At 43.7% G+C, this 17,787-nt stretch carries 20 protein-coding genes and 2 pseudogenes; 17 read left to right on the top strand and 5 right to left on the bottom strand.

Annotated elements, in window-relative coordinates:
- Positions 1-64: 64 nt before the first annotated feature.
- Positions 65-958 (bottom strand): Hsp33 family molecular chaperone HslO, encoded by an 894-nt coding sequence (hslO, locus tag NWQ57_RS08005; protein WP_306021621.1) that lies wholly within the window; start codon positions 956-958, stop codon positions 65-67.
- Positions 959-1,004: 46 nt separating this feature from the next.
- Positions 1,005-1,403: an RNA-binding S4 domain-containing protein gene (locus NWQ57_RS08000; protein ID WP_306021620.1), complete on the bottom strand. Its 399-nt coding sequence runs from the start codon at positions 1,401-1,403 to the stop codon at positions 1,005-1,007.
- Between the two features lie 125 nt (positions 1,404-1,528).
- On the opposite strand from NWQ57_RS08000, the gene gspC reads away from it, so the two are divergent.
- The 13 genes from gspC to NWQ57_RS07935 all read left to right on the top strand — a co-directional run bounded on the left by gspC (position 1,529) and on the right by NWQ57_RS07935 (position 13,325).
- The gene (gspC, locus tag NWQ57_RS07995) at positions 1,529-2,464 is read left to right on the top strand and encodes a type II secretion system protein GspC (protein WP_306021619.1); all 936 of its coding nucleotides are present in this window, start codon (positions 1,529-1,531) and stop codon (positions 2,462-2,464) included.
- Positions 2,461-4,500, top strand: coding sequence for a type II secretion system secretin GspD (gspD, locus tag NWQ57_RS07990; protein WP_306021618.1), 2,040 nt, complete (start codon positions 2,461-2,463; stop codon positions 4,498-4,500). The genes gspC and gspD overlap by 4 nt, the downstream gene beginning before the upstream one ends.
- 1 nt (position 4,501) lies before the next feature.
- The gene (gene gspE / locus NWQ57_RS07985) at positions 4,502-6,064 is read left to right on the top strand and encodes a type II secretion system ATPase GspE (RefSeq protein ID WP_306021617.1); all 1,563 of its coding nucleotides are present in this window, start codon (positions 4,502-4,504) and stop codon (positions 6,062-6,064) included.
- Positions 6,065-7,285: a type II secretion system inner membrane protein GspF gene (gspF, locus tag NWQ57_RS07980; protein WP_306021616.1), complete on the top strand. Its 1,221-nt coding sequence runs from the start codon at positions 6,065-6,067 to the stop codon at positions 7,283-7,285.
- Complete coding sequence (gene gspG, locus NWQ57_RS07975; RefSeq protein ID WP_306021615.1) at positions 7,282-7,716, top strand: type II secretion system major pseudopilin GspG; 435 nt, start codon at positions 7,282-7,284, stop codon at positions 7,714-7,716. The genes gspF and gspG overlap by 4 nt, the downstream gene beginning before the upstream one ends.
- Before the next feature lie 49 nt (positions 7,717-7,765).
- Entirely contained in the window at positions 7,766-8,392 is a 627-nt protein-coding gene (gene gspH, locus NWQ57_RS07970) for a type II secretion system minor pseudopilin GspH (RefSeq protein ID WP_306021614.1), read from the top strand.
- Positions 8,382-8,771 (top strand): type II secretion system minor pseudopilin GspI, encoded by a 390-nt coding sequence (gene gspI / locus NWQ57_RS07965; protein ID WP_306021613.1) that lies wholly within the window; start codon positions 8,382-8,384, stop codon positions 8,769-8,771. The genes gspH and gspI overlap by 11 nt, the downstream gene beginning before the upstream one ends.
- Positions 8,768-9,388: a type II secretion system minor pseudopilin GspJ gene (gene gspJ, locus NWQ57_RS07960; RefSeq protein WP_306021612.1), complete on the top strand. Its 621-nt coding sequence runs from the start codon at positions 8,768-8,770 to the stop codon at positions 9,386-9,388. The genes gspI and gspJ overlap by 4 nt, the downstream gene beginning before the upstream one ends.
- Entirely contained in the window at positions 9,385-10,380 is a 996-nt protein-coding gene (gene gspK, locus NWQ57_RS07955) for a type II secretion system minor pseudopilin GspK (protein ID WP_306021611.1), read from the top strand. The genes gspJ and gspK overlap by 4 nt, the downstream gene beginning before the upstream one ends.
- Before the next feature lie 39 nt (positions 10,381-10,419).
- Positions 10,420-11,625 carry a type II secretion system protein GspL gene (gene gspL / locus NWQ57_RS07950; RefSeq protein ID WP_306021610.1) on the top strand — a complete coding sequence of 402 codons (1,206 nt, stop codon included), beginning with the start codon at positions 10,420-10,422 and terminating at the stop codon, positions 11,623-11,625.
- 1 nt (position 11,626) lies between these two features.
- The gene (locus NWQ57_RS07945) at positions 11,627-12,106 is read left to right on the top strand and encodes a type II secretion system protein M (protein ID WP_306021609.1); all 480 of its coding nucleotides are present in this window, start codon (positions 11,627-11,629) and stop codon (positions 12,104-12,106) included.
- The gene (locus NWQ57_RS07940; protein ID WP_306021608.1) at positions 12,103-12,846 is read left to right on the top strand and encodes a type II secretion system protein N; all 744 of its coding nucleotides are present in this window, start codon (positions 12,103-12,105) and stop codon (positions 12,844-12,846) included. Before NWQ57_RS07945 ends, NWQ57_RS07940 begins: the two co-directional genes overlap by 4 nt.
- A 239-nt stretch (positions 12,847-13,085) precedes the next feature.
- Positions 13,086-13,325, top strand: coding sequence for a hypothetical protein (locus NWQ57_RS07935; protein ID WP_306021607.1), 240 nt, complete (start codon positions 13,086-13,088; stop codon positions 13,323-13,325).
- A gap of 50 nt (positions 13,326-13,375) precedes the next feature.
- Here the strand turns inward: NWQ57_RS07935 and NWQ57_RS07930 are convergent, their stop codons facing one another.
- From NWQ57_RS07930 to NWQ57_RS07920, 3 genes are read right to left on the bottom strand one after another with little or no spacing between them, the layout of a single operon-like run.
- The gene (locus tag NWQ57_RS07930) at positions 13,376-13,759 is read right to left on the bottom strand and encodes a diacylglycerol kinase (RefSeq protein ID WP_306021606.1); all 384 of its coding nucleotides are present in this window, start codon (positions 13,757-13,759) and stop codon (positions 13,376-13,378) included.
- Positions 13,760-13,788: 29 nt separating this feature from the next.
- Positions 13,789-15,441 (bottom strand): outer membrane protein assembly factor, encoded by a 1,653-nt coding sequence (locus NWQ57_RS07925; protein WP_306021605.1) that lies wholly within the window; start codon positions 15,439-15,441, stop codon positions 13,789-13,791.
- Positions 15,442-15,443: 2 nt separating this feature from the next.
- Entirely contained in the window at positions 15,444-16,196 is a 753-nt protein-coding gene (locus tag NWQ57_RS07920) for a phosphatase PAP2 family protein (RefSeq protein WP_306021604.1), read from the bottom strand.
- Between the two features lie 216 nt (positions 16,197-16,412).
- Here NWQ57_RS07920 and NWQ57_RS22645 point away from each other — a divergent pair.
- From NWQ57_RS22645 to NWQ57_RS07905, 4 genes and pseudogenes are all read left to right on the top strand, one after another.
- A pseudogene (locus NWQ57_RS22645) lies at positions 16,413-16,622 on the top strand (hypothetical protein); the annotation flags it as partial.
- 107 nt (positions 16,623-16,729) lie between these two features.
- Entirely contained in the window at positions 16,730-17,236 is a 507-nt protein-coding gene (locus NWQ57_RS07915) for a DUF1993 family protein (RefSeq protein ID WP_306021603.1), read from the top strand.
- Between the two features lie 62 nt (positions 17,237-17,298).
- The gene (locus NWQ57_RS07910; protein WP_306021602.1) at positions 17,299-17,532 is read left to right on the top strand and encodes a hypothetical protein; all 234 of its coding nucleotides are present in this window, start codon (positions 17,299-17,301) and stop codon (positions 17,530-17,532) included.
- A 73-nt stretch (positions 17,533-17,605) separates the two neighbouring features.
- A pseudogene (locus NWQ57_RS07905) lies at positions 17,606-17,787 on the top strand (HNH endonuclease); the annotation flags it as partial.

The raw sequence follows: 17,787 nt of genomic DNA, 5'->3' as shown, positions 1-17,787 counted from the left end.
TATACAAAAAAGGCGCCGTAACATAAGATTCGGCGCCTTTTTTATTGGGTGAGCGAGGGGTGTTTTACGAACGTTGCTGCTCGTTGTAACCAAAGGTACCGGCATGGATTGTTTCAACGTCAATGGCATCAAAACGGTATTCGGTATGGCAGTACTGGCAATTCATCTTAACGGCGCCTTCTTCTGCCACTATATTCAGTAGCTCTTCTTTACTAATAGCAGAAATCGCTGATGCTGTGCGCTCACGACTGCAACTGCATTTAAATACCACGGGTGTAGGGGTAAATATTTCTGCATTTTCTTGATGGTACAAACGATAAAGCACGTCTTCCGCTGGCAGATTAAATAGCTCTTCCTCTTTGATGGTGTCTGTCAGATGGCTCAAGTGCTCAAAATCGGTGTCAGCTGTATTGGTTGCCTCACTGCTGGTGGGTAATATTTGTAAAAACAAGCCACAGGCTTTAGGCGCAGCCGGACTTGTTTGCGTACGAATAAGCACTTTAGTGGCCAGCTGTTCTGACTGTGCAAAATACGTTTCAATGCATTCTGCTAAAGTGGGTTTATCTAAGGCGACGATGCCTTGATAGCGCTCACCTTCTTCGGGACTTATCGTGATGACCATAATGCCTTTGGGAAATAATTCACTAAAACTGTCGGGCAATTCAGTTAGGGTTTCATCCCAGCGTGCTACTCCACGTAACTGTTGATTGTGCGTACCATTGATAACCGCGTAACTCACTGGCCCGTCGCCTTGTAATTGAATAGCGATATCGCCTTCAAATTTTAAGGTGGCGGTGAGTAAGCTGGTGGCTACCATTAACTCGCCTAATAACGCTTGAATGACAGGGGGATAATGATAAGAATTTAAAATGGCGCAAAATGTGTCTTCTAGGCGAACGAGTTCGCCGCGCACATTGCCTTCATTAAAAATATATCGATGTAATTGATCAAAAGCCATGGTTGTTACCTTATGTTTAGCGTGTTGGGTAGTCGTTTATTAATGACTATTGCTGCTTAAATTGAATAATTTGACGACGTTGTTTTTTATCGGGTCGGTGATCAGGTTTTGGACTATGAAAGGCATGTAAGCGCCTCGCTTCAGCGTTTTTTTCTCTGAGTTGTTCACTTTCTGCCGTTTCTTGATACATTTGTCTTGCTAAGGGGGCACTTAAGCGCTGATGCTTAATTTGCAGTACCTCAATTTCTATCAGGTCATAGCTCATGGGAACTTTTATAATAGCGCCCAGCTCTATAGTACGGCTTGGTTTGCAACGCTGAGAGTTGTATTGTACTTTACCTCCAGCAATGGCATCACGAGCTAAGCCTCGAGTTTTAAAAAAACGCGCGGCCCACAGCCATTTATCTATACGGACTTCTTCGCTTGGATCAGATTGTTGGGGCATAGTGAATAATTAACCGAGTTAGTTTTGTAATTTTTTTGTAACCTTTACTTAATACAGTTGTGACCCCACCAGCTAGTCGTTATGATTGGCAGGTATCGCTTTTTTCAAGGTCCCACCGAGAGACAATGACAGTCGTAAATTATAACGTTAATCACCTGTGGCTCCAACTGGTCAAACATCAGCGCGGCATAAATATGCTGATAGTGGTGCTATTGGCCTTGTTTTTATTGGCCTATGCGGCAGAAATTACGTGGCGATTATTACCAGTTCCACAAAATAACAGCTTGCAGACGCCCACGAATCAAACTGGCGTAGTGGCTACAGTTAGTAAAAATGCCAAATTGGACTTATCAACCGTCAAGCGTCTCAATTTATTTGGCGACTTAGCAGCTCCTGTGGTGGTGGTTAAAGAAGTCACCGAAGCGCCAGTCACAAAACTAAATTTAACCTTAACCGGAGTGGTTTCTAGCTCAGATAAAGAAGCAGGCGCCGCCATTATTGAAAATCGCAATCAACAGCAAACCTATGGTTTAGGTGAAAAGATTGATGGGACTAATGCCACCTTGGCGGAAGTCTATGTTGATCGTGTCATCATCAAAAATGGTCCGAGTAAAGAAACCCTCATGTTAGACGGAGTGGACTACAGTAAACCTTCTAAACAGAGTATTGTCCCTATTAATAGCAGAGAAACCTCCCCCAGTGACAATGAAGTACGTCGTACGTTGTCTACTGAAGCCGTGCAAGCCACTCGTGAACTCCAGCAAGCGCCGGCTAATTTTACTGATTTTATTAATATCTCTCCCCATCGCCCTGATGGAGAGCTACTTGGCTACAAAGTTGCACCAGGCAAAAAAGCCAGTTTGTTCAAAGCTGCGGGCCTGCAAGCGGGTGATGTGGTTACCGAGTTGAATGGCTTGGATTTAACTGATATGCAACAGTCGCTCGAAGCGATGAATGCCCTACGTGAGGCAGAGTCTATCCAAATGACTGTGGATCGTAGTGGTGAATTATTGACTATTTATCTGGATTTACCCGCAGGGGATGAGGAAGCTTTAGAATGATGTTTAATAGGCGAACCCGTTTAATCAAGCACCTAGTAACAGTCATAGGTGCAGCTTTGCTCGCCATGTCTACTTTGGTCGCTGCAGCTGATTATTCTCCTAATTTCAAAAATACTGAAATCAGTGAATTCATTAACATTGTGGGAAAAAATCTGCAAAAAACCATCATTGTTGATCCTAACGTGCGCGGTAAAATTACCGTTCGCAGTTATGACCTTCTTAATGAAGAGCAGTATTACCAGTTTTTCTTAAACGTGTTGCAAGTCTATGACTTTGCCGTAGTAGAGATGCCTAGCGGCGTGATCAAAATAGTGCGCGCGAAAGACGCCAAAACATCCAATATTCCAGTAGTAGAAGGTGAGCGTTTTAACGGTGATGAAATTATCACCCGTGTTGTGCCCCTGTACAATGTTCCTGTGCGTGAACTCGCTCCAATACTACGTCAATTAAGTGATTCAGCCGGTGCGGGCAGTGTGGTGGGCCATGATGCGTCTAACGTGATGATGTTAACTGGCCGTGCGGCGGCGGTAAATCGCTTAGTTGAAATCATTGAACGCGTTGACCGTGCAGGGGATGAAGAAGTTGAAATTGTAAAACTTAAGTTTGCTTCTGCCTCAGAGATGGTGCGTATTATTGATAGCATTAATAAGTCGACCGGTGCGGCGAATAATGCCGGTGGCAAATCGGCTCCACGTGTTGTGGCTGATGATCGCACCAACAGTATTATTGTAAGTGGCGACACCAAGGCGCGCGCTCGTTTAGTGAACTTAATAGAGCGTATGGATCAAGAGTTAGAAACCAGCGGAAATACTCGGGTCATCTTTTTAAATTATTCTAAAGCCGAAGATCTAGTCAAGGTACTGCAAGGTGTGAGTGCCAGTATTCAAGCTGAAGAGCAAGGTGCAGCCAAAGGCAAAACGGGTAAAAATCGTGAGGTCAGTATTGACTCTCATGAAGACTCTAATGCCTTAGTGATTACCGCTGAGCCCGACATGATGCGCTCTTTAGAAGAGGTCATTCGTCAATTAGATATTCGCCGTGCCCAGGTTCAAGTTGAAGCCATTATTGTTGAAGTATTTGAAGGTGATGGCACCACTTTGGGTGTACAACTTGGCAGTGAAAAATTTGGTGCAACCCAGTTTACCAATGGTGTAGTAGGCATTGGTTCATTAGCGGTAGGGATTAAAAACGCTGAAGGTACGACAACCTCAACTACTGGTTTTGATGATAACGGCGAGCCTTATTCATATGACACCACCACTGCAGGCGACTACACCACTCTTGCTTCGTTACTAGGCGGCGTAAATGGTTTACTCACTGGTGTCGTTCGTAATGGTTGGGCTGCGGTTGTGCAGGCAGTCAGCACGGATACCAACTCTAATGTGTTAGCAACACCGCACTTGACTACTTTAGACAACGAAGAAGCGTTTTTTATTGTGGGTCAAGAAGTCCCCATTATTACCGGCTCTACTACCGGTTCTAATAACGCTAATCCTTTCCAGTCCGTTGACCGAAAAGAAGTGGGTATTAAGTTAAAAGTCACGCCACAAATTAATGAAGGTGATGCCGTTCAGTTAACGATTGAGCAAGAAGTCTCTAGCTTAAGCGGTGCGACCTCCGTGGATGTCTTGATTAATAAACGAGAAATTAAAACCTCTGTCATCGTCGATGATGGTGGCACCATCGTATTAGGTGGTTTAATTGATGAAGACGTGCAAGAAAGTATCTCAAAAGTACCTTTGTTAGGTGATATACCTATTCTGGGTAACTTATTTAAATCCACGACGACAAGCAAGCGCAAGCGTAATTTGATGGTGTTTATTCGTCCTACCATTGTGCGTGATGGGGTGACCATGAATGAAATCAGCCATCGCAAATACAACTACATCAGAGCCGAACAATTGAAGCGTCAAGCCGAAGGGATCCCGTTGATGCCATTCCAAGAAGGGCCTTCGTTGCCTGAGTGGGATGATAAATTGGTATTGCCTCCCAGTTTTGAAGAATACATTGAAAACAAAGGCAAGGATAAAGACTGAGATGGAAACGACTCACCTCAGCGCCGTTGATGCCGAAGAACAAGCCTTAATTGAAGCGGGTACTGACATAGATGCGCCAGTCGATGAGCCAGAACACAAACAGCTCGCTTTTAGTTTTGCTAAACGTCATCAAGTGTTACTCGATACCGGTGAAACACCTGCGGTGCTGTATCATACTGGTGAAACACAAATTGCAGTATTTGCCGAAGTACGCCGTTTTTTAGGGGCAGAATTTCGTTTACAAGAAATCGAACTAGGGCGCTTTGAAACCCTACTGACTCAGGCGTTTCAGCGCGATTCGTCAGCGGCTAAACAGTTGATGGAAGACATCGGTAATGAAAGCGATTTGTTCAGTTTGGCTGAAGATTTACCCGATACTGAAGACTTGTTAGAAAGCGAAGACGATGCGCCCATCATCAAGTTAATCAACGCTATGTTAGGCGAGGCGATTAAAGAAGGGGCTTCGGATATTCATATCGAAACCTTTGAAACTCAGTTGTTGGTGCGCTTCCGAGTGGATGGCGTGTTGCGAGAAATTCTTAAACCGAATCGTAAAATGGCCTCGATGTTAGTATCGCGTATCAAGGTTATGTCGCGCATGGATATCGCTGAAAAGCGCGTACCGCAAGATGGCCGTATCACGCTGCGGATTGCGGGTCGTGCGGTTGATGTGCGGGTGTCTACCATGCCATCAAGCCATGGCGAGCGGGTCGTACTGCGATTATTAGATAAAAACAATGTACGCTTGAATCTATTAGATTTGGGTATGACCAAAGAAAACCGGGCCCATTTTTCAGAGCTGATCCGTAAACCGCACGGTATTATTTTGGTTACCGGACCAACAGGTTCAGGTAAATCAACCACCTTATATGCAGGTTTAAGCGAATTAAACTCAAAAGATCGAAACATATTGACCGTTGAAGATCCTATCGAATTTGACTTGCAAGGTATTGGCCAAACGCAGGTGAATCCCAAAGTCGACATGACCTTTGCTCGCGGTTTACGCGCCATACTTCGTCAAGATCCTGATGTTGTGATGGTGGGTGAAATTCGTGATTTAGAAACCGCACAAATTGGTGTGCAAGCCAGTTTAACTGGTCACTTAGTGATGTCGACACTTCACACCAACACTGCTGCAGGCGCGATTACTCGGTTAGAAGACATGGGTATCGAGCCCTTTTTGCTCTCTTCCAGTTTGTTGGGGGTTTTGTCACAGCGCTTAGTGCGTACTTTGTGTGACCATTGCAAAGTGAGCCATCATCCCTCTGAGCAAGAATGCCAAATTTTGGGAGTGAAACCTAAAAAAGCCGATGATATCGTGATTTATTCACCCAAAGGCTGTGCTGCGTGTAATCAAACGGGTTATCGCGGTCGAACGGGAATTCATGAATTACTTTTAGTGGATGAAGGGATACGTGACCTTATTCACAATGGCCGCGGTGAGCAAGCTATCGAAAAATACATTCGCAAAAATACGCCCAGTATTCGTGATGATGGCTGTAAAAAAGTGCTCCTCGGCTTTACTTCACTTGAAGAAGTGTTACGTGTAACACGGGAAGACTAAATGGCCGCTTTTGCTTATAAAGCCATGGATAAAAGTGGCAAAAATAAATCCGGTGTATTAGAAGGTGATAACGCCCGTCAGGTACGCCAACAATTGCGTGAACAGCAACTTATTCCTATGGAAGTCAGCCAAGTTGCCGAGAAAGAACGTCAGTCTCAGCAAGGTTTGCAACTGTTTAAAGCTAAAATATCTGCGGCCGATTTGGCTTTATTGACTCGCCAGTTAGCCACCTTAGTTGAAGCCGCGTTGACCATTGAAGAAGCCCTGCTGGCAGTGGCCGAACAATGTGAAAAACCCAGACAAAAAAATATGATGATGGCGGTGCGTTCTAAGGTGGTTGAAGGCTACGCTTTAGCTGACGCCATGGCAGAATTTCCTCATGTATTTGATACCTTGTACCGGGCGATGGTGGCCGCAGGGGAAAAGTCCGGCCATTTGGATACGGTTTTGAACCGCCTAGCAGATTACACTGAAAAACGTCAGCAAACTCGCAGTCAAATTACTCAAGCCTTAGTTTATCCCTTGATTATGTTATTTTTTGCCTTTGCTATCGTGATTTTGTTGTTGACCATTGTTGTACCTAAAATAGTGGGTCAGTTTCAAACCATGGGCCAAGAGTTACCGACCATTACGCAAGTCTTGATTAACATTAGCGAGTTTTTGCAAGACTACGGTTTGGTATTAGCTGCGGTCATTGTTGTGGCTATTGTCATTACTGTTCGGGTGTTACAGCAGCCGGTGATGAAAAAACGCTACCATGCTTTTATTTTGACCTTGCCGCTAATAGGTAAGGTATCAACTGGCCTGAATACTGCGCGCTTTGCTCGCACCTTGAGTATTTTGTCTTCTAGTGCGGTCCCTTTATTAGAGGGCATGCGTATTTCTGGTGACGTATTAGAAAACTTATACATCAAAGATGCAGTCAAAGAAGCCTCAGTGCATGTAAAAGAAGGTTCCAGTTTGCGTGCCGCTTTGGATCAAACCAAAATTTTTCCGCCGATGATGATGCATATGATCGCCTCGGGTGAACGTAGCGGTGAGTTACAGCAAATGTTAGGCCGTGCGGCCGACAATCAAGACAGGCAGTTTGAGTCTCTGGTCAGTGTGTCATTAAAAGTTTTTGAGCCCCTGCTTATCGTTTCGATGGCAGGCATAGTATTGTTTATCGTATTAGCAATACTGCAACCTATCTTAGCATTAAACAATATGGTGAATTTATGAGTAAAGGAAGTAAACAACAAGGTTTCAGCTTAATCGAAGTGATGGTGGTGTTGTTGATCATCGGCATTATGGCTGGACTAATTGCCCCATCTATTTTAGGCAATCAAGCTACTGCGCAAATTAAAAAAGCGGCGGTGGATATTCAGCAATTAGAAAGCTCTTTGGAGCTGTACAAGCTCAAAACCAATACTTTTCCTACGACTGAGCAAGGTTTAGAGGCCTTAGTAACCGTGCCCACTATTGACCCAATACCACGTAATTACCAAGAAGGTGGTTTTATTAAACGTTTACCAGAAGATCCTTGGGGCAATCCTTATCAATTACTTAGCCCAGGTGAGTTAGGGGTTATTGACATCTTTTCTTTTGGTCCTGATGGTTTAGCTGGCACTGAAGACGATATTGGTAACTGGAATCTAAACGACTATTTATAAGCACACAGTGAGTCAATTAATTTTGTTACTCTCTTATCACTGCTAACTGATGACTGCTTTTCGTCCCACTCATACAGCTTTTCGCGGCTTCTCTTTGCTTGAGGTGATGCTCGTGTTGGTGATCATGGGGCTGGCTGCTAGCGCTATTGTGTTTAATTTTTCCGGTAAAAGCCGCGTTGACGAAGTAAAAAAGCTCAGCCAGCGCTTTGAGGTCGTTTTTAATATGGCCTCAGATTTTGCTGTGTTAAACCAACAAACTCTCGGTTTACGAGTTGAAGCAGATAAAAATGAATATCATTTTTTGCGCCTAGACGATCAGCAGCAGTGGCAAATTTTAGATGGTGATCCTACCTTCTCAACCTTTACCTTACCTGAAGAGTTTGTGGTCGAGCTCAAACTTGATGATTTACCTTGGGACAGTGACGATAGTTTGTTTGATAATCAGGTGTTTGATGAAGAGCTGTCGGTATCCACAGATGGCGTTGAAATTGGTGATGAAGAAGAAAAAAAGCCTGAGCCCCCGCAAGTGCTAATTTTATCCAGTGGCGAAATTACGCCTTTCTCAATGTTATTTAGCTTTGAGCCCGAGTTTGGTAATGAATCCCCAGCGTATTTTCGTGTCAATGGCGAAGACTCAATACCACTTACGCGGGAAGGACCTTTGGATGCGCCTTAATCAAACGACTAAGCAACATGGCTTGACCCTGCTAGAGGTGATGGTCGCCTTATTGATTTTTGCTGTGACCGGTTCTGCCATACTTAAAGCCGCGGGTGACCATTTAAGCGGTGTGCGTTTAATTCAAGATATGACTTTTGCCACTTGGGTGGCCAATAATCGTTTAACGGCTTTGCAGTTGGAAGACACTTGGCCACCTAAAAACAATGCTAAAGGTTCGCAAGAGATGGCGGGCACCATGTGGTATTGGTCACAACGGGTAGAAAAAACCACAGATGAAGATTTAATGCTCGTGGAGGTTACGGTGGCGACGGAAGCGAATAGCAAAAATTCGATCACTTCTGTGAGTACCTATTTGGCGAAGAAACCGCAGTCATGAGTACCTTAAATAACCATCAGTCACAAGGTTTTACCTTGTTAGAAATTTTAGTGGCGATGGCGATTTTTACACTTATAGGCATAGCAAGCACGGGTTTGTTAACCAATGTACTAGACGATGACAAAGCCTCCAGTGAACGTTTTGCCCAGCTCGAAAAATTACAAAGAGCCATGTTGACCATCGAGCGGGACGTGCTGCAAGCCATGCCTCGTGCGGTAAGAATAAATGGTGAGTTGAATCAAGTGGTGATGCGCGGCGGCGAAGACGAACTAGGCGGCAGTGCTGATAGCATAGGGTTTGTGCACGGAGGCTGGCACAACCCGCAATTCATGTTGCCCCGTTCGACCTTGCAACTTGTTGGCTACCGCTTACAGGATGATAAATTACAGCGACTCTACGGTAATTACTTAGACAATGTTATTGGCTATGAACCCAAAACCAAGGATATCCTCGATGGGGTCAGTAACTTTCAGGTGGAGTTTTTGCTGAGTAGTGATGAAGAAGCCCAATGGCAAGAATCATATACCGGCGTGGAGCTACCCATGGCCGTGGCAATTACCCTGACAACGGATGTATTTGGTGAAATCCGTCGCGAATTTTTGTTGGCCAGTCAATGATGAAATTACGCTCAAAGCAGCAAGGTGTAGCGCTTATTATCGTTTTGCTGATCGTTGCCATCGTTAGTGTATTAGCCACGGAAATGGGGGCTCGTTTACAGTTACAAGTTAAACGCGCCAGTAATATTAAAGAAAACAATCAAGCCTATTGGTATGCCATCGGCGCGGAACAATTTGCCCGTAAGTCGATTGCAACCTTGATGAACAACAGCAACGGCGTGATTCATCTCGACCCGCTTTGGTCTGACGAATTCGTTTTTCCGGTTGAAGGCGGTGGCATCCAAGCACAATTGGTTGATATGCAAGCGTGTTTTAATGTAAATGGTTTACGCGATACCCCCAGTGATTCTGCAAATGCTTTTACTCGGTCTCCTGAATTGAGTGCGCGTTTAACGGCCTTTGACCGCTTACTTGCTTTGATCGAGCCAGAGATACCGTCATTTGAGGCGGAAACGGTCAGAGATTCATTGGCAGATTGGTTGGACGCCGATGACAACATGAGTCAATTGGGCGCCGAAGATAGCATTTATGAAAGTATGCAGTTTCCTTATATGGCCGCAAACAACTACATGGCAGACAAAAGTGAGTTGCGCTTAGTTAACGGTGTGCAGCAAGCATGGCTTGCTCCTCTTATGAAGTGGGTGTGTGTGTTACCGGCCGATAATGTATTTAAACTGAATGTAAACACGGTGACCGAAGAAAATGCTGCCATCCTTGGTGCAGTAAGCGGACTGACCTTAAGTGATGCAAGTACCATTATTGGCAGTCGCCCGCCAGAAGGGTTCAAAACAGTGGCTGATTTTTTAGCACTCAGTCAGGTGCAAGCGTTGGATTTAAGCACTGCGCAGCAAGCCTGGTTTGATGTGACAACGCAGTATTTTATGTTAACAACCAAGACAGGTTACAATAATGCCACATTTGCTATGCAGACCTTATTTAAAGTAGATGGTCAGCAGGTTAGGGTTATGAAACGTCAATTTGGTATCCAATAGTGAATAGGATGATCCCAGTCCAACAAGGTAATAATTAGTATGGAACAATTAGTCGTTCGTCTTGGTGCCTATGCTGACGAAGCTGTGCATTGGATAGTCTGGTCGAGTCAACAAAATGAGATCATTGCCTCAGGTGTTTTAGAAAATGCCGATCAGTTACACAGTTTAAGTGAAAGAGCAGGACGTCGGCCTATTACTGCTTTGGTGCCCACCAGTGACGTACTCCTAAAGTGGGTAGAGTTACCTGCAAAAGCAGGTCGCAAGGCCTTGTCAGCTATTCCCTATATGCTTGAAGACGAAATTAGTGGTGATATTAACCAACAGTTTTTTGCCATGGGGCCGCGTAAAGAGAATTTGCAAGCAGTAGCCATCGTCAATAAACAAAAGCTTCAAGAATGGTTGGACATGATTAGCCAAGCAGGTTTGCTATGTGACCAATTAGTACCTGACGTACTGGCAATACCACAAGCCCAAGAGGGCTGGGCAGTGCTTGAATTAGGCCAGCAATTATTAGTTAGGCAAGACGAATGGGCTGGCTTACAAGGCGAAAAACAATGGTTAATGCCTGCTCTTGGCTTGCATGCTCGCCAATACAAAAACACCCACGCCAAGGCTTTGCTTGTTGATAATTATTCTGAATGTCAGTTTGATGAAGCCAGTGAAATAGACTCACGCAGTATGCCCTTAGAGCTTCCAATGAAAGTGCTTGCCGAAGGCGTTGCGGCTGCAAAATTTAATCTTCTACAGGGGGATTTTAAGCTTAAAACCTCTAAAGGTGAGGGCTGGAAGAAGTGGCGGCTGGCAGCCGCGCTTGCAGTGTTCGCCTTATTTACCAGCGTGATTGACAAGGTTATCGAGCAACACCATATTCAAAGTCAATTAGCGCAACTTAAAAGCGACATTGACAGTGAATATCGTCGGGCGTTTCCTAACGCCGGCGCCTATCGCGATGTGCGAGCGACCATGACCAGTAAAATGAAAGTACTAGAACAAGGGGGGGGCGGTGCATCGATGTTGGTGATGCTTAATCAGCTCTCTACTGCCTTCGCTGATTCAAAAATCAAACCGCAAACTTTACGTTTTGACGCCAGTCGCGGTGAATTACGTATGCAAGTGATAGCCAATAACTTTGAAGCACTAGAGCAGTTTAAACGTTTAGCTCAAGCTCAAGGTTTTGTGGTAGAGCAAGGTGCGATAAACAATAAAGATAATCAAGTTATCGGCTCGTTGGCGGTACGGAGTTAATATGAATAAAGTCAAAGCTTACTATACCCAGCTGAGTGAAAGAGAACAGCGCTTAGTGCTCATTTCTGGCATTTTATTAGTGGTAGCCGTATTTTATTGGGGTATATGGTCGCCCTTAAGTCAATCTGTTGAGCGTGGGCAAGCTGCCCTCAATAGCCAACAAGAATTGCTATTGTGGGTGCAAAAAAATGCCAACCGAGCTAAACAATTACAAGGCAGTGTGGGACAAAACACCACGTTTACAGGTTCATTGGCGCAGGAAGTCAATCAAAGTGCTAGCCGCTTAAATATTACTATTTCACGTATGCAGCCCCAAGGAGATGAGTTGCAAGTGTGGGTTGAGCAAGTACCTTTTAACGATGTCTTAAGCTGGTTACAAAGCATGGAAACAAAAGGGGTGTTGATTCTTGATGTAGATGTGGCAGAGACTTCTGCGCCCGGACAAATAAAAATTCGCCGTTTAAAATTAGGTAAAGCATGAAGAAACAATTGAGTTGGGTCATTTTCGGAATACTTGTTTACCTGATATTTTTACTGATTAAGTTACCCGCTACGCAAGTATTGAGTCGCTTAACCTTACCGCCAGATGTGAATTTACAAGGAGTCAGTGGGACTATTTGGCAAGGTCAAGCGATAAGTGCTACGGTACAAGGCTTACCTTTGCAACACGTACAATGGTCGCTTAATTTTCTACCCTTGCTGATGGGGCAGATAAGCGCTGATGTGAGTGCGGGCAATATGCGTCAAACCGATCAAATTTCATTATCAGGTTCACTTAATATTGCCCGTGATCGCGTTCAAATGAATGACGTTCAAGCCTATTTACCCACGAACTTAGTGATATCCATGTTACCCCTTCCATTCCCTGTAAAGGCCGAAGGCCGTTTTAAACTGCAAGTAAGTGAATTGGACTATGCACAAGCTTGTCACACTCTGGTAGGTCAAGGTCAGTGGTTGAACGCCCAGGTAGAAGGTTTACAAGGTTTGATTGACCTTGGAAATTTCAACGCGGATATGCGCTGTGAAAGCAACAATATTGTGCTGAGCGTGAAGGAGCCTAATCGCTTTGGCTTAAGTGCCGATGCCGTCGTCAGTGCAAATTTACAATACAGTATCAATGGTCGTTTCAAACCGGATACGGAATTACCTGAAGAAGTGCACCAAGCGGCACAATTTTTTGGCCAAAAAGATAAAGACGGTTACTACCCGCTAAAATTTTAATTAAGACCTTGAATAGTATATTAGGTATGTTTAACGATATGTTAACAACTCAGGCATGCTCTTGAACCCAATGGATATGCACTGTATGGGTGCATCAGGTCGTTACAGGGACTATTATTTGATTTTGTGACAAATTTGTTGCAATAAATCAAAAAATAATTGGTATGTTAATTAATTGTTGGGTATTCTTACTAATAAGTAAGTAGTACCCAAATTCATACTATCTGAGGACAAGACTCATGCAAAAAGCACTTAAAAATACGATTGCCGACATTAAATTCAATTTAGATCGTTTGGTGCGCAGCCAAGATGCGAAAGAGCAAACTCAGAGTCTGTTTTTATTAGAGAAAGCATTAGAACTGGTGCAATTAGCAGAAGACAGAGCTGAAACCACAAACCAACAGGTTGAATCGGGTGCAAATACCATCGCTATGGTGCAAACCCTATTAAACTCAGATTCAAGATTTCATCTTAATTAATAAAACGCCTGAGATACAGAGAAAGGATAGTGTTCATCACTATCCTTTTTTTATGCCAGTAGTCGCCACAATGCCTCAGTCCATACTGTTGTTACTACCACTAAAGAAATAAATACCACTGCCGAGCCCATATCTTTGGCTCGCCCTATAAGTACGTGATGTTCCAAGGTAATGGCATCTGCTAAGGCCTCTATTGCCGAGTTGATCATTTCAGCGAATAATACCAACATCAAGCTGCCAAATAATAACAGCCAATGATTGCGCGATTCGCACAATAAAAATGACAAGGGCAACAATGTCAGCACCAGCACCAGCTCTTGCCTGAAGGCTGATTCGTAGCGCCAAGCGGCCTTAAAACCAAGAAAAGAACAACGTGTTGCTTTTAAGATACGGCTTAAGCCAATGCCATTGGGCTTATTTATTTCTACTGTCATTTTAACTTCGCTTGACTGAATTAAGAGATTTAAAAACTTTGCTTAACTTGTAAACGCCATTCCCAACTATCTACGCTGTCAGATTGAGTCAGAGGTTTAACAATATCTACATGAATAACACTACGATGGCTAGAACGATTTGAATACAAACGCGCTCCTACACCTATACTGCTTAAAATCTGGTCACTTTCATTTAATTGTGCTTCTTGACCATTCCAAGCACGGCCAATATCAAAAAAACCGGCAAACCCAACATCGAGCAATTTATAAATATTATAGCCCGTGTATAAGCGCGCCTCGAGGGTAGCCGATGCACTTCTTTCTCCATGCTGATATTGTAAAGGGTAACCACGTACACCTGTTTCATCACCAATAGATAGAGGAAAATCAAGATAGGGATTTTTTTCATTGTCAGCGGCTACGCGGGCATAAAAACCGACTAGCTCAGTATAACGTTTAAAATATTCAGCTTTGGCAGACAGAAGGTAGTGATCTCCATTGATGTGATTAAATATACTTTGCGCCGCTAAAGACACCAGTAGTAAACCATTATCAACCTCCCAGCCTTTATCGACATTTGCTTCTACATGATAGGCTAAACCCTGTTGCCCGGAATTATTGGCAAAGTCGATACCGAGTTTCGCCTCATAATGCCAGCCAAGATTGATGTCTTCAGCTTGTTGGATCAGATAAATATCTGACAACACACGATAGTCACGTTCTAATGATTCAAACCCCAACCAAAGATATTGAAATTGTCTATCTTGCGGCAACAGTTCATTAGCAAAAGGTTTATCAAACACAGGTGTAAATAAGGACTCTTCATCCACTAAGCCCACTTTGATGCGCTGACTGTGTAAGGCGTTTGAGTCAATTTGCCAACCCGTGGCAATTTCATAGCGGTGACTTTGATTAGCAAAGGTATTACGAACGCGACCATTTTGAAAAATATCGACGTCTTTTTCATCGCTTAAATAGCTAGCAAAATACATCCTTTCAGTGCGAGCGTGATAAAAAGGACGATCAAACTCAAGATTAATTAAATTGCCATCGTCATTATCTAAGTAATCGAGCAATAAAGTTGAATAGGGCATTAAGTAAGGGGTGGCTGATTTTAAGGTTAACTGATAGCCACTGCGCTGTTCGTCTGTGTTGTATTTAAATCGAGTCCGGATGCCAAGACCCAGCAAATTGTCTTCTTTTAAACCAATGGAAAACTTGTTTTCACCGCCTTTTCGTCCAAAACTCACTGTGGGGATCATGGACCAATTATCCCAAGTTTGAACTTGGATCTCGCCGGGGTCAGTAATTTGGCAACCTGCAATATATTTTATTTTAGCATCGCGAATATAAGCTTGTTTTCGAATAATACGTTCTGCTTCAGCTAGGTCGTTGCCATCAATAGTATCGCCAATCGTAAAAGGTAGACGTTCAGCGATGACGTCTTCTTTGGTATTTATATGTAACCAATTCGCGAAGCGGTGCAGGGCAATCGCTTCCTCATCATCTTCATCAAAAATAGGATTAGTAGTGATGTTTAGGTTTTTAACCACAAACTGGCTTTGGATTTGGCTTTCTTCATTGCCATGTTCAGCAGAAGGTGTGGCACAAGTGGCTAATTCTTCGGCAACACTACACGCACTGCAAAGGGCTAGGAGGCTAAAAGCAAGGCTATGTTTCATCTTTACTTTCCTAGCCAGTTTAATGTTTTGAAGGAAGGAAGGTTTGCACGTTCAATGCTCTTTGCTTGAGCTGGCGCGAGCTTAAACCAACGAGTAAAACTGAGCCATAAGCCAAAACTGCAATACCAGCACAACAAGGCGGTGCTCAGATCATGAGATAAAAAGTGTGCACCTCGTAGTTGTTGTGCCACACCAAATAAACCGCCCACTACCATGCCCGGTAACAACCAATAAAAATTTATTTTTTGCCCTTTATCTGCACGCCACAGTTTCAAACAAAAATACAGGCTAAATAAGGCGTATCCACCGGAAGCGTGACCAGCAGGGTAACATTGTGGTCCGGCATCGCTACTTGAAAACATTTGATGTAAATACACATACGACTGTGAGCCACCAAGACCGTTTACATCCCAAGGACATGGCAACATGGTAATTTGTTTTAAACCTGAAATTAGCACAATAGAAAAAATAGTGGCACACAAGGCGTATAAAATGGCAATGCGCTGCGTTTTGGTAAACAGCTGACAGGCAAAACTCAGACAAGTGAGGATGAGTAAAGCCACCACCCACATTGCTACAAAAGAGCGTCCAGCCTTATGCAAGACGGTTTCTAGCAACCAACTGTCGCGCCAGTTCCAACCATGATTTATGTCGTAAATTTGACTCGCTAACCAATTGTCAGCGCCGCTGTATTGCAAAACGATGATGGCTAAAATGCCGTAAATGGCGGGTGTATACCAAGCTGAATGTCGCACAGTAAAAGCCTAATACTAGATTGTATAAATCAAGAGTAAACGCCGTGGCTTAAGTAATTCTTAACTAGTGGGCTTGGTCGAAAATATCTACTTAAAGCGCTTAAGCCGCGCTGCATGTAAGGTTGCTAGTTTGAGTGTTCATTAGTCTTTGTAGAGAAGCCCATGAAGAATTTACCTCTAAATACCATGCCCGAAGTGACATGACTATTTTGGTTAGTCAAAATCTTAGCAACAACGTTAGAAGAAACCGCCGGTGATGCTGTTTCGATGTCTCTGGGGTTTGACTATTTTCTTAGTAGTGGCCTTTTTTTCGCGCTGCTTATCTTGGCTGTTTTCGCCCAAATTAACGCAAACAGGTTCTACCCAGCCATTTATTGGTTCACCATCATTAGCACTACGACCTTGGACACAAGCGTCAGTCACTGAAAAAAGGGGGGCACTGAAGCCCTTGTATGAATTTACTCTAAGGCTATTGAATCTCGCCATTTCGACGGCATGTTACTGTTGCCAATCTCTCCTTTAAGGAAAATGCTATGTACTACCAATTAACCGTTGTTCAATTTACCAAAATGCTCAAAAACCTTAGCGCCATACTTGAAAAAGCCGAAGGTTTTGCAGCGCTTAAAAAAGTCGATATGTCGGTGTTGCTTAATTCTCGTTTATCAGTGGATCAATTTAATTTAACGCGCCAAGTTCAAATTACCTGTGATATCGCAAAATTAGCGGTTGCTCGATTAACGGCAAAAGAAGCGCCCAAACATGAAGATAACGAAACCACCCTAGCCGAATTACAAGTTCGAATTCAGTCAGTTATTGACTTTTTAGCGACGTTTTCTGAGGCTGACTTTAGTGAAAGCGCTGAGCGTTCAATCTCACAACCACGCTGGGAAGGTAAGTATTTAACCGGCCATGAATTTGCGATTGAATGGGCGATACCCAATGTGTATTTTCACACCACCACCGCTTACTCCATTTTACGCCACCTAGGCTTAGATGTGGGTAAAAAAGATTATTTAGGCGAAATGCCATTTAAGGCCTAAAGCATGGAGTGGCGGTGCAAAGCACGCATTGTCACTCAACTTGGCAACACAGGGATAAGTGTATGGAAGAATTGGGTGAAGGACTAGTTAGAGTAATATTACGAGTACTGCGTACCATTTTAATTGAAGGCATTTGTGAATCACTGTGTTATTGGCTTGGCCGCTGGTTTTTATTGATATTAACTCTAGGACGTTATCCTCAATATAAGCAATTAGAAAAACACCAAGGCCGCATCACTCTTGTTGGGATCATCGTGTTAATAACGCTTGTATTAGTTATTTCAGTTTATGTATAAGTAAATTAAAGCTCACCGAAGCCCAATCAACACTGTTACGCTATTAGCCCATTTACCGCAGGCCCAATATCCAATGTCTAAACATAAGAGTCCGACCGGCAGTTACGAGCAAGTGTTTGCCCAGCAACAAGAATATATTGCCAAACGAGCCTCAGGTTATCGAGAACAAGCCCTTAAAATCTATCCTTGGATTTGTGGTCGGTGCCGGCGTGAATTTACCCGCAAAAACCTGTCTGAGCTCACTGTGCATCACGT

The sequence above is a fragment of the Paraglaciecola sp. genome (assembly GCF_030730205.1).
GTDB lineage: Bacteria > Pseudomonadota > Gammaproteobacteria > Enterobacterales > Alteromonadaceae > Paraglaciecola.
The sequence above is the reverse complement of the archived record's forward strand: the minus strand, read 5'-3'. Positions and strand labels throughout refer to the sequence as shown.

What these genes read in the sequence shown, in the direction of transcription:
- hslO (WP_306021621.1), bottom strand. Translation starts at nt 958, where the DNA reads ATGGCTTTTGATCAATTACATCGATATATTTTTAATGAAGGCAATGTG.
- NWQ57_RS08000 (WP_306021620.1), bottom strand. Translation starts at nt 1,403, where the DNA reads ATGCCCCAACAATCTGATCCAAGCGAAGAAGTCCGTATAGATAAATGG.
- gspC (WP_306021619.1), top strand. Translation starts at nt 1,529, where the DNA reads ATGACAGTCGTAAATTATAACGTTAATCACCTGTGGCTCCAACTGGTC.
- gspD (WP_306021618.1), top strand. Translation starts at nt 2,461, where the DNA reads ATGATGTTTAATAGGCGAACCCGTTTAATCAAGCACCTAGTAACAGTC.
- gspE (WP_306021617.1), top strand. Translation starts at nt 4,502, where the DNA reads ATGGAAACGACTCACCTCAGCGCCGTTGATGCCGAAGAACAAGCCTTA.
- gspF (WP_306021616.1), top strand. Translation starts at nt 6,065, where the DNA reads ATGGCCGCTTTTGCTTATAAAGCCATGGATAAAAGTGGCAAAAATAAA.
- gspG (WP_306021615.1), top strand. Translation starts at nt 7,282, where the DNA reads ATGAGTAAAGGAAGTAAACAACAAGGTTTCAGCTTAATCGAAGTGATG.
- gspH (WP_306021614.1), top strand. Translation starts at nt 7,766, where the DNA reads ATGACTGCTTTTCGTCCCACTCATACAGCTTTTCGCGGCTTCTCTTTG.
- gspI (WP_306021613.1), top strand. Translation starts at nt 8,382, where the DNA reads ATGCGCCTTAATCAAACGACTAAGCAACATGGCTTGACCCTGCTAGAG.
- gspJ (WP_306021612.1), top strand. Translation starts at nt 8,768, where the DNA reads ATGAGTACCTTAAATAACCATCAGTCACAAGGTTTTACCTTGTTAGAA.
- gspK (WP_306021611.1), top strand. Translation starts at nt 9,385, where the DNA reads ATGATGAAATTACGCTCAAAGCAGCAAGGTGTAGCGCTTATTATCGTT.
- gspL (WP_306021610.1), top strand. Translation starts at nt 10,420, where the DNA reads ATGGAACAATTAGTCGTTCGTCTTGGTGCCTATGCTGACGAAGCTGTG.
- NWQ57_RS07945 (WP_306021609.1), top strand. Translation starts at nt 11,627, where the DNA reads ATGAATAAAGTCAAAGCTTACTATACCCAGCTGAGTGAAAGAGAACAG.
- NWQ57_RS07940 (WP_306021608.1), top strand. Translation starts at nt 12,103, where the DNA reads ATGAAGAAACAATTGAGTTGGGTCATTTTCGGAATACTTGTTTACCTG.
- NWQ57_RS07935 (WP_306021607.1), top strand. Translation starts at nt 13,086, where the DNA reads ATGCAAAAAGCACTTAAAAATACGATTGCCGACATTAAATTCAATTTA.
- NWQ57_RS07930 (WP_306021606.1), bottom strand. Translation starts at nt 13,759, where the DNA reads ATGACAGTAGAAATAAATAAGCCCAATGGCATTGGCTTAAGCCGTATC.
- NWQ57_RS07925 (WP_306021605.1), bottom strand. Translation starts at nt 15,441, where the DNA reads ATGAAACATAGCCTTGCTTTTAGCCTCCTAGCCCTTTGCAGTGCGTGT.
- NWQ57_RS07915 (WP_306021603.1), top strand. Translation starts at nt 16,730, where the DNA reads ATGTACTACCAATTAACCGTTGTTCAATTTACCAAAATGCTCAAAAAC.
- NWQ57_RS07910 (WP_306021602.1), top strand. Translation starts at nt 17,299, where the DNA reads ATGGAAGAATTGGGTGAAGGACTAGTTAGAGTAATATTACGAGTACTG.